10 protein-coding genes are annotated in these 14,169 nt (G+C 41.8%); 5 read left to right on the forward strand and 5 right to left on the reverse strand.

Annotation, left to right across the window (positions count from 1 at the left end; all coding sequences use genetic code 11):
- Positions 1-17 precede the first annotated feature (17 nt).
- A complete protein-coding gene (locus tag WKT03_RS01150; RefSeq protein WP_117784587.1) occupies positions 18-3,464 on the forward strand; it encodes a carbohydrate binding domain-containing protein in 3,447 nt (1,148 codons plus the stop codon).
- A 98-nt stretch (positions 3,465-3,562) separates the two neighbouring features.
- Here WKT03_RS01150 and WKT03_RS01155 read toward each other — a convergent pair whose 3' ends face one another.
- The gene (locus tag WKT03_RS01155; protein WP_340390792.1) at positions 3,563-4,447 is read right to left on the reverse strand and encodes a YitT family protein; all 885 of its coding nucleotides are present in this window, start codon (positions 4,445-4,447) and stop codon (positions 3,563-3,565) included.
- Between the two features lie 193 nt (positions 4,448-4,640).
- Between WKT03_RS01155 and WKT03_RS01160 the strand changes: the two genes are divergently transcribed.
- From WKT03_RS01160 to WKT03_RS01175, 4 genes are all read left to right on the forward strand, one after another.
- Positions 4,641-5,711 (forward strand): alpha/beta hydrolase, encoded by a 1,071-nt coding sequence (locus WKT03_RS01160; protein ID WP_340390793.1) that lies wholly within the window; start codon positions 4,641-4,643, stop codon positions 5,709-5,711.
- 79 nt (positions 5,712-5,790) lie between these two features.
- Positions 5,791-6,624: an Mrp/NBP35 family ATP-binding protein gene (locus WKT03_RS01165; RefSeq protein ID WP_117784589.1), complete on the forward strand. Its 834-nt coding sequence runs from the start codon at positions 5,791-5,793 to the stop codon at positions 6,622-6,624.
- Entirely contained in the window at positions 6,621-7,535 is a 915-nt protein-coding gene (locus WKT03_RS01170; protein WP_117784590.1) for a radical SAM protein, read from the forward strand. Before WKT03_RS01165 ends, WKT03_RS01170 begins: the two co-directional genes overlap by 4 nt.
- Positions 7,536-7,670: 135 nt before the next feature.
- Positions 7,671-8,801 carry a CAP domain-containing protein gene (locus WKT03_RS01175; protein ID WP_340390794.1) on the forward strand — a complete coding sequence of 377 codons (1,131 nt, stop codon included), beginning with the start codon at positions 7,671-7,673 and terminating at the stop codon, positions 8,799-8,801.
- Between the two features lie 86 nt (positions 8,802-8,887).
- Here the strand turns inward: WKT03_RS01175 and WKT03_RS01180 are convergent, their stop codons facing one another.
- The 4 genes from WKT03_RS01180 to trpB form a co-directional block, all read right to left on the reverse strand.
- The gene (locus tag WKT03_RS01180; protein WP_117784592.1) at positions 8,888-10,090 is read right to left on the reverse strand and encodes a DHHW family protein; all 1,203 of its coding nucleotides are present in this window, start codon (positions 10,088-10,090) and stop codon (positions 8,888-8,890) included.
- 171 nt (positions 10,091-10,261) lie between these two features.
- The gene (locus WKT03_RS01185) at positions 10,262-11,689 is read right to left on the reverse strand and encodes an MBOAT family O-acyltransferase (RefSeq protein ID WP_340390795.1); all 1,428 of its coding nucleotides are present in this window, start codon (positions 11,687-11,689) and stop codon (positions 10,262-10,264) included.
- A gap of 460 nt (positions 11,690-12,149) precedes the next feature.
- A complete protein-coding gene (trpA, locus tag WKT03_RS01190) occupies positions 12,150-12,920 on the reverse strand; it encodes a tryptophan synthase subunit alpha (RefSeq protein WP_340390796.1) in 771 nt (256 codons plus the stop codon).
- Entirely contained in the window at positions 12,913-14,097 is a 1,185-nt protein-coding gene (gene trpB / locus WKT03_RS01195; protein ID WP_021944302.1) for a tryptophan synthase subunit beta, read from the reverse strand. The genes trpA and trpB overlap by 8 nt, the downstream gene beginning before the upstream one ends.
- Positions 14,098-14,169: the final 72 nt, after the last annotated feature.

The following is a 14,169-nucleotide window of genomic DNA, read 5'->3' on the forward strand; positions in this document are numbered from 1 at the left end:
ACGGGAGGTATGTATTCATGAAAAATGCAAAAAAGATTATTGCTTTTTTAATGGCTCTTACACTTTTAGTAAGCACCATCCAGATGCCGGTTATGGCTGCAACAACAAAAAAAGCAACAATCAAGACGGTATCGATTGTAAAGCCTGAGACAAAAACGCTTGTTTTAAAAGCAAAGAAATCATACCAGTTGAAAACAAAAGTAACTGTAAATGGAAAAATCAGTAAGAAAGTAACCTACAAATCTTCAAATGAAAAGGTTGCTACCGTAAGTAAAAACGGTAAAATCAAGGCATTGAAAAAGGGAAAAACAACTATAACAGTAAGAAGCAAGGTAAATAAGAAGAAAAAGACAACCTTGAAGGTTATTGTTGGAACACCTGTTAAATCTGTAAAGCTCAATAAAAGCAAGGTGAAAACACAGGTTGGCAAGAAGGTAAAATTAAAAGCAACAGTTTCACCTAAAAAATCCAGTGTAAAGGGTGTAAAGTTTACTTCAAGCAATAAGAAGGTTGCAACAGTAAGTAAAAAGGGTGTTGTTACCTGTAAAAAGGCTGGAAAAGTTACAATTACAGCTACGGCTAAAGATGGAAGTGCAAAGAAGGCAAAATGTACAATTACTATTAAAAAGAAGAAAACTGAGCCATCCAATAAACCGGGAACACCAAACAAGCCGGGAACGCCAAACAAGCCGGTAACACCAAACAAGCCGGTAACACCAAACAAGCCGGATGATAAAGACGACCAGGATAACAAGGGCGATGAAGACAACAAGCTTTCTTATGATGGATATAATCTGAAATGGGAAGATGACTTTGATGGTGATGCGTTAAATGAGGATGACTGGAATTATGAAGAGCATGCACCAGGATGGGTAAACAGTGAATTACAGGCATATGTAAAGTCTGATCAGAATGTATATGTAAAGGATGGAAAGCTGGTTATCCAGCCTGTCAAGACAAAGAATGAAGATGGTTCATATTCTATTACTTCAGGAAGAATCAATACACAGGGTAAGCATGATTTTACATATGGATTGTTTGAGGTAAGAGCTAAGGTTCCAAGTGGAAAAGGTTTCCTTCCGGCCTTCTGGATGATGCCAACAGATGAAAATCTGTATGGACAGTGGCCAAGATGTGGTGAGATTGATGCTATGGAAGTTATGGGGCAGGAAACAGATAAGGTTTATGGCACGATTCACTATGGAAGTCCACATGCGGAAAAGCAGGGAACATATACATTAGAGAATGGAAATTTTGCAGATGAATATCATACATTTTCATGTGACTGGCAGCCGGGTAAGATCACATGGTATGTAGATGGAATAAAATATCATGAGACAAGTGACTGGTTCACAGCCGTTGAGGGTGAAACAGAGGTTGCTTATCCTGCACCATTTGATCAGCCATTTTACATGATCTTAAATCTTGCAGTTGGTGGATCATGGGTTGGATATCCGGATGATGATGCAGATTATATCAATACTCAGAGTTATAGTATTGATTATGTAAAAGTATATCAGAAGGACAGCTATAATGAAGATGTAGAAAAACCTGTTAACGAAGTAATTATCCGTGATCCGGATGCAAATGGAAACTATGTAAACAATGGAGATTTTGCTAAGACAGAAGATCTCACAGATGACATAGACTGGAAATTCCTTACCACTTTAGAAGGAGAAGGAAATGCAGTTATTAAAAACAAGGCAATTGAAATACATACAGATAAAGCCGGAACAGTTGATTACAGTATTCAGCTTGTTCAGCCATCAATTCCTGCAGAAAAAGGCGGCGAATATACAGTAACATTTGATGCATGGGCAGATGAAGCACGTACTATGAAAGTAGATGTATCTGCACCAGATCGTTCCTACAAGCGTTATCTGAATGATACGGTTGTTGACCTTACAACAGAGAAGCAGACCTATACTTATACATACACCATGACGGATAAGCCGGATGCAAATGCACGTCTGGAGTTCAATTTCGGTGCTACAGATTCAACAGCTACTGTATACATTACAAATGTATCAATTAAAAAGACAGCACAGAAGGAAATTGATAATAGTAAAAAACCTTTATCAGATGGTAACTATATTTACAATGGTGGTTTTCAGGAAGGTAAGAATCGTCTCGGTGACTGGACTGTGACAAATAACTGCCAGGCAGTAGTTAGCGTAACAGGATTGGCAGATGGCCGTCGTCTTATGGTAAAGGCTGATACAAAGAATAAAGCGGATGTAATCCTTTCACAGGATGGTCTTCCACTTAACGTTGAGACAGAATATGCATTGAGCTTTGACGCACAGGCAGATACAGATATGCAGCTTGATGTAGTTATTGCAGGTGAAACATTTACTGCAGATGTAACAACAGACAAACAGACATTTAACTATGTATTTAAAACACCGGAAGAGTTAACTGATGCATTTAAGACGATAACATATTTCCTTGGAAATAAGGGAACGATCTATTTGGACAATGTTCGCGTTGTTGAAAATACACTGATTAAGAACGGAAGTTTTAAGGCAGGTTTCTCTGGTTACGAAGTATATGCAGAAGGCAGCACAGATGTATCTTATGTAGTCGACAGTCAGACAGAAGATTGTGCAGCAGATTTTACGATCAAGGATACAGGTGCTCAGGACTGGATGATCCAGTTAAAGCAGAACAATATTAGTCTTGAAGAAGGTCAGTGGTACAGACTATCATTAAAGGCAAAATCAGATATGAACCGTAAGCTTATGGTTGCACTTCAGAGAGATGGTTCATCTGATGATGACTGGACACCATATTCAGGATCAAAGACAGTTGATCTTACAGATGAATATCAGTCTATTGTTGTTGAGTTCAAGATGAAGAACAAGAGTGATCCTAGAACAATTTTAAGTATTTCTATGGGTGCTGTAGGCGGTGTTCAGATCAAACAGCAGCATAGAATCTGTATTGATGATATTATTCTTGAGAAAATTGATGCTCCAAAGGTTGATGAGACGGAGTCAGATGTGAATCTGATCAAGAACGCAGATTTCTCAGAGGGAGACAATGGACTTTCAAACTGGGAAGGTGGTATTATGGGTGATGCTGTTGGAACACAGACAGTTGATAAGGGTGTTATCACTTATGAATTATCAGATGTTGGAACTGCTGACTGGAATGTACAGTTGAAGCAGACGGGACTGGCATTGGAAAATGGAAAGACCTATGAAGCAAGTATTACTTTAAAGTCAACCGAAGCAAGAACGGTATTATTGAATTTCATGAGCAACACTTATAAATGGTATGGTGGAGAAACAATTGTTCTTCCAAAGAATGAAGAGGTTGTAAAAACCATTACATTCACAATGAATGAAGAGACAGATACTGATGCTGGATTCTTCCTCTCTATGGGTAAGATTGCGGATGTTGATACCCCTGCATCTACAATCACAGTATCAAATATCTCTTTAAAAAAGCTTGCTGAATAATTCGCAGGCAGATAAACACATAAGTATTTACACAAGACAGGCATCGGTATTGTTACCGGTGCCTGTTTCGATTATGTAGATAAGTTATCAGGATGTTATTATTGTTTGTTAAAGCTGTAAACTTCGGCAATCTCGCTGATGGAGACATAGGCTTTATCGTCAAGTTCATGGACGATATTCTTCATTTTTCCAATCTGGAAACGGTTTACAACAATGTAGATCATGGTCTTTTCCTGATCTGAATAGAAGCCTTTTGCATCGATCGTCGTTATACCGCAGGAAAATGTATCCGAGAGTTCCTGACAGATTTCCTGTGGCTTCGTTGTAATGATATAGGCGGCTTTGGAACGGTCAATACCTTCTACGATAAAGTCGATGGTCTTAAGTGCAGCCATATATGTAACGATGGAATAAAGAGGTAAGATCCAACTGTTCAGGATGATGCCGCAGATGATATAAAGCACTACATTATAGACCATAACAAAGGTTCCGACGGTGATGCCAAGGCGTTTGGCAAATATGATCGCAAGTGTCTCGATACCGTCCATTGCACCGCCAAAACGGATCGCAAGTCCGCTTCCCGCACCGGAGATCAGACCGCCAAAGAGTGCGCACAGAAGCAGATCAGAGCCTGCAAGCGGAGATACAAATCGGACATCGACAGGAAGGACATCTGTAATCAACCATGCACCCAGAGAGTAGATCGCAACTACATAGATCGCATAGATGGTGAAGGTAGATCCCTGCTTTTTCCAGCCATATAAGAAAAGTGGAATATTTAAAATAATAAGGAAAACAGAAAGTGACAGGTGTTCCGGAGTGATCTGGCTTAGCAGCATGGAAGTACCGGATATGCCACTGTCATAGAGATTAACAGGACTTAAAAATATCGTAATACCGAAGGCATTGATAAGCCCGGCAATGGTCAGCCCGAGGATATTTTTCCAGTGTAGGGAACGAAAGATGGTTTTTAGTTTATTCATATAAAAGCCTCCTGTTCTGTCATATACATTTTTTACTATGGTCAAATATTACACGAGAAAACTGTTGATTACAAGAGAATCGTGTTTAATTTAATTAAATCTTTACTGGAAGTTTATTGTTTTCTTGCATTCGTATTTGTCAGAGAGTAAGATAGACTCATATATTATGTGATATTAGAGGAAATAGAATAACATGAAAAATGTTTCAGAAATTATAAATCAAGGAAATAAAAATGCAGAGCTTCCGGCATGGTTAAATATGCGGCATGCATGGAGTGCCAATGATGCAAAGCGGGATGAAGGATTGGCATATCCGGATAATGTAATTCAGATCAAGAATTTGGACTATAAAAAAGAGCCGGATCATCAGAAGTGGTGTGAGGCAGTTGAATTATTAGCTTCACAGAGAACTATAGGGGAAAAGACATCGGAAAAGTATAGTCGGATTTTCTATTATAATGAACCGGACGATGCTTCGAATCTTGATTCTGAACGTTATGCATCAAACAGTTTATTTGATATATATTATCCGGCTGAGCCGGATGCGCAGACAACATATCCGGTGATCGTCAGCGTTCATGGCGGGGGATGGTTCTATGGAGATAAAGAGCTGTATAGTTATTATTGCTGCCATCTGGCATCAAAGGGATTTGCGGTTGTAAATTTTAATTACCGGCTGGCACCTCAGAACAAATATCCGGCAGCGATTGAGGATGTGGCATACATTATCCATTATATTCACGAGAATGCAGAGATGCTTCATCTGGATACGGAAAAGTTTTATATGCTGGGGGATTCAGCAGGAGCGCAGCTTACGGCAAATTACTGTATTATTGCCGGGAATGCAGCGTATCGGAGCAAGCTGGATTTCTTTACATATGACAGACTTCCAAAGGCTGTGTGCCTGAACTGCGGAGCATATGAGATGGACAAGCGGGAGGATAATATTTCTGACTGGTATATGAAGAAGGAAGATGGAAGTTATGCAGTATCTGAAGAGCAGAGAAAGTTGTTCCTTTCACAGCTTGAGTATCTGACGAAAGATTTTCCACCGGCATATCTGATGTACAGTGTAAATGATGATCTGAGATTTCAGACCATTCATCTGGATGAACGAATGGAGAAGCTGGGTATCCGGCATGTGATCCGGTCATTTGGAGAGAAACATCCGGACAGCGGACATGTATTTCACATTAATCTGAAAAACCCGGAAGGCGTACAGTGCAATGAGGAAGAATGTGCATGGTTCCGTCAGTATGAATAAGTACATGGCGGTTCATATAGAAAGTATATGTATTTGTAAGACTTGAAAAAATATGAAATGAAATTTGGAGTACAAGAAAATGGCAGAAGGTTGTAATCATAATTGTAGTAGTTGTGGAGAGAGCTGTTCATCAAGAACTGCTCCTCAGAGTTTACTTGAAACACCACATGAAGGAACAAAGATCAAACATATCATAGCAGTTATCAGTGGAAAAGGCGGTGTTGGAAAATCATCCGTAACGACATCCCTTGCAGTTACCTTGAATCGTCTTGGTTATAAAACGGCGGTTCTGGATGCAGATATTACCGGACCTTCGATTCCGACAGCATTTGGAATAAATGAAGAACCGGAGAGAGGCGATGATTTCCTGTATGCGGTTGAAACAAAGACCGGAATCAAGATGATGTCGATCAATCTGTTGATCGAAGATCAGACGGCACCGGTTATCTGGCGTGGTCCGATCATCGCGGGAGCAGTAAAACAGTTTTATACAGATGTTGTCTGGGGAGATATTGATTATATGCTGGTTGATTGTCCGCCCGGAACCGGAGATGTACCGCTTACGGTATTCCAGTCTCTGCCGGTTGATGGCGCAGTTATTGTTACAACACCTCAGGATCTGGTGTCTCTTATTGTGGAGAAGGCAGTCCGTATGGCAGACGATATGGGAATCCGTATCTTAGGTCTGGTTGAGAATATGTCATATTTCAAATGCCCGGATTGCGGCAAAGAACACAGCATCTTTGGTGAGAGTAAAGTAGAGGAGATACAGGATCGTTTCGGTATCGAGACGGTCGTAAAGCTTCCAATCGACCCTGCACTTGCCGGGCTGATGGATGAAGGTAAGATCGAGGATATGCCGGAATCAAAGCTAAAGGAATTCGCACAGACGATCGTGGGAAAGATAGGATGAAACTTAGAAAATTACTGGAAAGCTGCCACCTGTGTCCGAGAAAATGCGGGGTGAACCGCATAAACGGACAGACAGGGGCATGTAATGAAACATTATCAATATCAGCCGCAAGGGCGGCATTGCATATGTGGGAGGAGCCTTGCATTTCCGGAGAGAATGGATCGGGCGCGGTATTCTTTTCCGGGTGTTCACTTGGATGTGCATATTGCCAAAACCATGATATATCCGGGGGCTTGAATGGAAAAGAGATCACGATAAAGCGCTTATCGGAAATCTTCTTTGAGTTAAAAGAGCAGGGAGCCAATAATATCAATCTGGTAACGCCAGATCATTTTATTCCTCAGATCATAGAGGCAATCGATATGGCAAAGGAGCAGGGGTTCAATCTTCCGTTTGTCTATAATTGCAGTGGATATGAGGAGATCGACGCCCTGAAGCTGTTAGATGGATACATTGACATTTACCTGCCCGATTTTAAATATATGTCGGCAGAACTGGCGGCGAGATACAGTCACGCACCGGATTATCCGGAGGTGGCGAAAACGGCACTGGCGGAGATGGTACGGCAGGTTGGAGGAGATCAGACGACATTTGACGAGGATGGCATCATGAAGCGTGGTGTTATTGTCCGTCATCTGGAGCTTCCGGGATGTATCGAGGATTCCAAGGCTGTCATTCGTTACTTATATAAAACATATGGAAATAATATTTACATCAGTATTATGAACCAGTATACGCCGATGGAGGGTATCGGTAAGAAATTCCCGGAACTGAACCGCAAACTGACGGAACGGGAGTATGATGAACTGGTTGATTATGCGATTTCGATCGGTGTAGAAAATGGTTTCATCCAGGAAGGGGAAACGGCATCAGAAAGTTTTATACCTCCATTTACAAATGAAGGGGTATAATGCAGAAATGTCCGGTATATCAATTGTAACAGATCAGATGAAAGTGCAGAACTTGCTGCAAGTTCAGGCTGGGTAAAGAAGAGTTCCGGCCGTTTTGAATATTACAGCAAGGCAGGCAAGGTAACGAAGAAACTGGTGAAGAAGAATGGGTTCTTCCGTTATTATCTGAAAAAGAATGGCAAATGGAAAGCGCAGAAAAAGGTATGGGTGACAATCTCACATAACCAGTATTATGCGAATGCAAAAGGCAAGGTCACCACGATCTACTATGGTGCCAGCAAAAAGGCAAAGCGGTATTCCGGTGGTAAATGGAAATATGTGAAGAATGATACTTTGCGTCTGGCAAATGGGAACGTGTATTATTTCAGTGCAAATGGTATCCGTCAGACGAAGCATAGCTGGTATAAGATCAATGATAATCGTCATGTTCTGGTCGGCGAAAAGGGTTCCGATACCGTAGATTATCTGTTGAAGAAGGATCACGGTGCATGGAAATGTTATGTCAGCACAAAGAAAGGCTGGGATAAGTTCAGAAGCAAGTGGGCACAGGCATATGGCAAGATCTATTACTTTGATGCAACCGGAAAGGCATCCAGAATCTACTATGTGGAGTCCATGAAATGCTATGAATACAAAAATGGCAAATATGTAATGTGGAGAAATACAACAAAATACATTGGTAAATATCTGTTGTATTTTGGTTCCGATGGTGTACGTGTTACCAAATCCGGTTGGTATAGGATATCATCAGATAAAGAGATCTATGTAAATTCACAGGGAGTTGTTACGGATTCCAGAACACCTGTAAAAGAAACAACCGGACATTCTGCAACCGGCTGGTATACGATCAAGCTTAGTAATGGCAGTACAAAGCAGGTATATGGATATTTTGATTATGATGCAGAAAATGCGATCATCCGTCAGTTAAATGCTTACAGAAAGGCAAATGGTCTTAATGAATTGACAAGATCACAGAGCTTGATGAATTCTGCAAGAGTACGAGCATATGAGTGCTCTTATTCCTTCTCACATACAAGACCGGATGGTACTCAGTGTTTTACTGCTTCATCAGAAATGAATGGCGAAAATATTGCAGCCGGCTATCCTTCTGCAGATGCAGCAATGACAGCCTGGAAAAATTCACCGGGACATGATGCAAATATGAAATTGCCACTATTCAGTAAAATTGGTGTTGGTGTATTTGTAGCAGTATCCAGTGATAATTGTGGATATAAATATTACTACGTTCAGAACTTTGGTATTTAGAAACAGATTGTATATTTTATTCATAAAGTAAAAGGTACTTCAGAATGTTTAACATAATTGTATGACATCCTGAGGTACCTTTATTTTTATAAGCCTGCTTTTATAAGGTCGTTTTCATCGGAAAAAGTAATGCAGTTATATAAGAATAATACCTGATCGTAGTCTTCGACATTTACCAGATTGCTGATCGATTGATTCGTGTACCGCAGGTCGATCATGGTCACGGTATCGTAGTTATTGATCAGAAACTGTATCATTGAATTCGCATAGCTGTCCTTGATCACAAGAATGGAACGGTTTTCAGAATCCGAAATATTTGAATCATTTGCCGCATCGGATGCTTTGTTACGGCTGATCGTTGCAACTGCAACATTCTGTCCGGTATAAGATGCGTATTTGTCTTTGACGTCCAGATAGTCACGGAAGAAAATGGAGTCATAGGAAGCTTCTTTATCAAGTCCATTCGAGGTTGTCATGGATGGTGTTGCACTATTATCTGCCAGAGTGTAGAAATCAATCTCATCTTTTGTAACAGATTGATCTAAGGTCTTTGAGAACAGGGTTCCCTGAAATTCTGTGCTGGCGGTTTCCTTTGTAAAATCCTTCAATTCATAAGGAGTATATCCAAGTTCTGCTCCGGCAGACTGATATGCATAGTAAGCACCAAGGGATGTCCAGTGGTGGTCAGTACGATAATAGATATACTCGCTATCATGTTCCTTTAAGGCATTATATATATTGATCGGTGTCACACTGGATAGTTCGTTATAACAGGATTCGATCATGTCTTTTTCATCAACTGATACATTCTTAACAGCCGAAGGCAGCAGGGAATTTCCATAGACACCGACAGAGGTCGGACACAGCATGAAGTAGGTTGGAACCTCCGGATGCTTTGAAGCGAAGCTGTTAATGACAGCAAGATTTGTATGGATCTTATCAGCATCATATGCCGCACCGATATCGTCATAATCTGAAAGTACCTGCATCATCCGATCGTCTTTTGTATATACTGTTGAAATCTCTGTTTTGCCCATCAACCGTTCAGAATCATTCATGGCTGAGATCCACTGTTCCCTGCCATAGAACCGGTCAGAGAACCAGGAATCAAAACCGTTCATAAATGTCTCGTCCTTGATGGAGGAAAGACTGACGGTTGGAAATTCCGACAGATAACGATTTTCATTTTCGGAAAAAGGCGCTTTCTCTTTTGGCAGCTTAACAAGTGTCAAAATGGGAAGAGCGATGATGATACATGCAAATATGATAATTCCGATTTTTTTATGCATAAGGGCTCACCTCACAAAATTCTATAAATAGGCGTTTGCAAAACGCCATGCCAACCTCGCCTGGCGGCTCGGTTTGCGGCATTCGCCGTATACCATCTGATCCTTTCAAAGTTACCTGTGAGCAAGCTCACGTTGACTTTGAAAAGTCTCATCTGGTGCATGGCTCTTTTTTTAAAAGTTGAAATACAAAAATGGGTTATAGCTTGCATTGACAAGGTAGGCGGTGGAAAGCAGCATCAGAATCGCCATCAAAATGACGCTTCCGTAATTGCCGACAGCCGGAACTTTGTCTGCGAGCTTAACAGCCAGCTTCTTTGGCAGATCCGTAGAACCGATGATCGCAATGATGAATAATAATCCGAAGTTCACAAGGATATATATGGTATAACTGTCATAGAAGTTACTGCCAAAGCGGAACATCCGTCCCATATAGGAGAATGCCTGTGCGATCGTTGATGTATCAAAGAGTACCCATCCAAGCATGACGAGAACGATCGCATAAATACGTTTTATAATAGAAGGAATCTTTGTAAAGATATCCTGTTTTCCTGCTTTTGTCAGTGCGGTTGTAACCAGCTTTTCTATAATGATCAGAACACCGTACAGAGAACCCCACAGAATGAAGTTCCAGCTTGCACCATGCCAGACACCGGTTAAGAACCAGACAACTGCAGTGTTGAATATCGTACGGGCAAGTCCTTTGCGGCTTCCTCCGAGAGGAAAATAGACATAGCTCTTGAACCAGCCGGAGAGTGTCATATGCCATCTGCGCCAGAACTCACTGATACTCTTGGACATATACGGATAATTGAAGTTTTCCGGGAAATGGAAACCGAGCATCTTACCCAGACCGATCGCCATATCAGAATACCCGGAAAAATCAAAATAGATCTGTAAGGTATAAGCGGCAATACCAAGCCATGCGGTTGCAACCGGAAGCTCGGATAAGTCCATAGCTTTGACATTTGTCCAGACAACACCGATATTATTTGCGATCAGAACCTTCTTGCCAAGACCGACCGCGAAGCGGAGAATACCATCCCAGATCAGGTCGATGTTGATCACACGTTCATTCAGCTCGGCAGCCACATCTTCATAACGAACGATCGGACCTGCTACGATCTGTGGGAACAGCGTGACAAAGGCTGCAAAGGTGATCGGATTCTTCTGAACAGAGATGTTCTTCCGGTACAGGTCGATCGTATACGACATGGACTGGAAGGTAAAGAAGCTGATACCGATCGGAAGCAGAGAGGTCGGTGAACCATAGTGCGTTCCGAATATGTTATTAATATTTTCTATGATGAAATTGCTGTATTTGAAAAAGCCAAGCAAGGACAGATTCATGACCATCGATACGATCAGTGCAAGCTTTCGAAGTGCCTGACGTTCGCCTGCCTTATAAATGACCAGACCTGCAAAATAATCGATCATTGTCGATGCGATCAGTACAAATACATAGATTGGTTCGCCCCATGCGTAGAAGAACAGTCCGCTGATCAGGATGAACAGGTTCCGTAACTGCTTCGGGACAATATAATAGATAACCAGTGTAACCGGTAAAAATATATATAAAAATGTCAAACTGGAAAAAACCATGTGATACCCCAACTAACTTCATTATTATGTCGACTTCTGTCGCCGTAACAATTATAAAGTTAACGTATGGTAGTGTCAATCAGATTAAATATTAAATATTTGTGAGAAAATGGCTAAGAAATAGGAAAATATATAGATTGTGTGTATAGTTACAATATCGGCAGGCATATACAGATATACAGCAGTATTAAGACTACCAATATAGGATTTTAAGGAGATGAGAAAAAATCAGCCCATGTGAAACCATGTGACTATATAAAAGAACTGCCTTACTTAGACTCGCTGTGGTTTCTATGATCTGCATATACGTGATTCGCAAATGTTCCTGTGCCAACTCGCCTTTCAGGCTCAGACAGGCACCCACATTTGCTCGTATATGCATCTCATTACGAAATCCTCACTAATGTCTTAGTAAGGCAGTTCTTTTATATAGATTGTATAGTTTCACATGGGTGTCCTTCTATCGGATAGCGTCCTTCATGTTTGCGACATAGTCTTTGATATAAGGCACGCAGTCCCTGCCATATTTGGCGCAGAGCTTGACAATGGCAGAGCCGACGATCACACCATCAGCATGAGCAGCCATTTCCTTTGCCTGCTCCGGTGTGGAGATTCCGAAGCCGATCGCACACGGAGTATCCGTTACGGCTTTGACCAGCTTGGTCATAGCACCGATATCGGTCGTGATCTTGCTTCTTGTTCCGGTAACACCGAGAGAAGAAACACAGTAGATAAATCCATTTGCTTCTTTTGCGATCATGCTGATCCGGTCATGGGAGGTTGGTGCGATCATGGATACCAGATCCAGATCATACTTCTTACAGATGCCGTCGAACTCATCCTTTTCTTCGTAAGGGATATCCGGCAGGATCAGTCCGTCAATGCCGATCTCCTTACAAATGCCGATAAATTTTTCAGAGCCGTAAGAGAAGACAACATTTGCATAAGTCATAAATACCATAGGGATGGTAACTGTCTTACGGAGCTTTCTTACAAGGTCAAATACATCATTTGTCGTAACATGGTTTGCTAGTGCGCGGATATTTGCACCCTGGATAACAGGGCCTTCTGCGGTTGGATCTGAGAATGGGATACCAAGTTCGATCAGGTCTGCACCTGCTTCTACCATGGCATATACGATCTGTTCTGTTGTTTCAAGATCAGGGTCACCACATGTAACAAATGGGATGAACGCCTTTCCGTTTTTGAATGCATTTTTAATATTACTCATAGAGATCCTCCCCTCTGTATCTGGCGATGGCGGCAACGTCTTTATCGCCTCGTCCTGAAATGTTAATAACCATGATCTGGTCTTTGTCCATCTGTGGTGCAAGCTTCATTGCATAGGCAACTGCATGAGCACTCTCGATCGCAGGGATAACACCCTCGATCTTGGACAGATATTCAAATGCATCAACAGCTTCATCATCTGTAACAGCGACATATTCTGCTCTGCCGATGTCATGCAGGTATGCATGTTCCGGTCCGATTCCCGGATAGTCAAGACCTGCTGAAATAGAATAAACCGGTGCGATCTGTCCGAATTCATCCTGACAGAAGTAGGATTTCATACCATGGAAGATACCAAGTCTTCCGGTGTTGATCGTTGCAGCTGTCTCAAATGTATCAATTCCACGTCCGGCCGCTTCACATCCGATCAGGCGAACGCTCTTATCCGGAATAAAGTTATAGAATGCGCCGATCGCATTGGAACCGCCGCCGACACAGGCGAGAACGGCATCCGGCAGTCTGCCTTCCTTCTCCATAAGCTGTTCCTTGATCTCCTTGCTGATAACAGCCTGAAAATCGCGAACCATTTCAGGGAAAGGATAAGGTCCCATAACAGAACCCAGAACATAATGGGTATCATCGATTCTGGAAGTCCATTCACGGAAGGTTTCGGAAACGGCATCCTTTAATGTACCGGTACCGGTTTCTACCGGGTGAACCTTTGCTCCTAATAATTTCATACGATAGACATTTAAAGCCTGACGGATGGTGTCTTCCTTGCCCATGAAGATCTCACATTCCATACCCATCATGGCAGCAACCGTAGCAGTTGCAACACCGTGCTGACCGGCTCCTGTCTCGGCGATAACTCTTGTCTTACCCATTCGTTTTGCAAGGAGCATCTGACCGATAACATTGTTGATCTTATGTGCTCCGGTGTGGTTCAAGTCCTCACGCTTCAGGTAGATCTTTGCACCGCCAAGATCCTCTGTCATTCTCTTGGCATAGTACAGACGGCTAGGTCTGCCAGCGTATTCATTTAACATTTCTGTCAGCTCCCGGTTGAATTCCGGGTCATCTTTGTATTTCTTATATGCTTCTTCAAGCTCAAGCATGGCGTTCATCAGTGTTTCCGGTATGTACTGTCCGCCATGGATTCCAAAACGTCCTTTTGACATATATGTTTCCTCCTGTATGTGTTGTTTCTATATTATAAAATATCTTCAGTGCTTTCTAATAAAGTCCGTTGT

Source organism: Coprococcus sp. HCN-4056, assembly GCF_037892645.1.
Classification (GTDB): Bacteria; Bacillota; Clostridia; order Lachnospirales; family Lachnospiraceae; genus Coprococcus; species Coprococcus ammoniilyticus.

What these genes read in the sequence shown, in the direction of transcription:
- WKT03_RS01150 (WP_117784587.1), top strand. Translation starts at nt 18, where the DNA reads ATGAAAAATGCAAAAAAGATTATTGCTTTTTTAATGGCTCTTACACTT.
- WKT03_RS01155 (WP_340390792.1), bottom strand. Translation starts at nt 4,447, where the DNA reads ATGAATAAACTAAAAACCATCTTTCGTTCCCTACACTGGAAAAATATC.
- WKT03_RS01160 (WP_340390793.1), top strand. Translation starts at nt 4,641, where the DNA reads ATGAAAAATGTTTCAGAAATTATAAATCAAGGAAATAAAAATGCAGAG.
- WKT03_RS01165 (WP_117784589.1), top strand. Translation starts at nt 5,791, where the DNA reads ATGGCAGAAGGTTGTAATCATAATTGTAGTAGTTGTGGAGAGAGCTGT.
- WKT03_RS01170 (WP_117784590.1), top strand. Translation starts at nt 6,621, where the DNA reads ATGAAACTTAGAAAATTACTGGAAAGCTGCCACCTGTGTCCGAGAAAA.
- WKT03_RS01180 (WP_117784592.1), bottom strand. Translation starts at nt 10,090, where the DNA reads ATGCATAAAAAAATCGGAATTATCATATTTGCATGTATCATCATCGCT.
- WKT03_RS01185 (WP_340390795.1), bottom strand. Translation starts at nt 11,689, where the DNA reads ATGGTTTTTTCCAGTTTGACATTTTTATATATATTTTTACCGGTTACA.
- trpA (WP_340390796.1), bottom strand. Translation starts at nt 12,920, where the DNA reads ATGAGTAATATTAAAAATGCATTCAAAAACGGAAAGGCGTTCATCCCA.
- trpB (WP_021944302.1), bottom strand. Translation starts at nt 14,097, where the DNA reads ATGTCAAAAGGACGTTTTGGAATCCATGGCGGACAGTACATACCGGAA.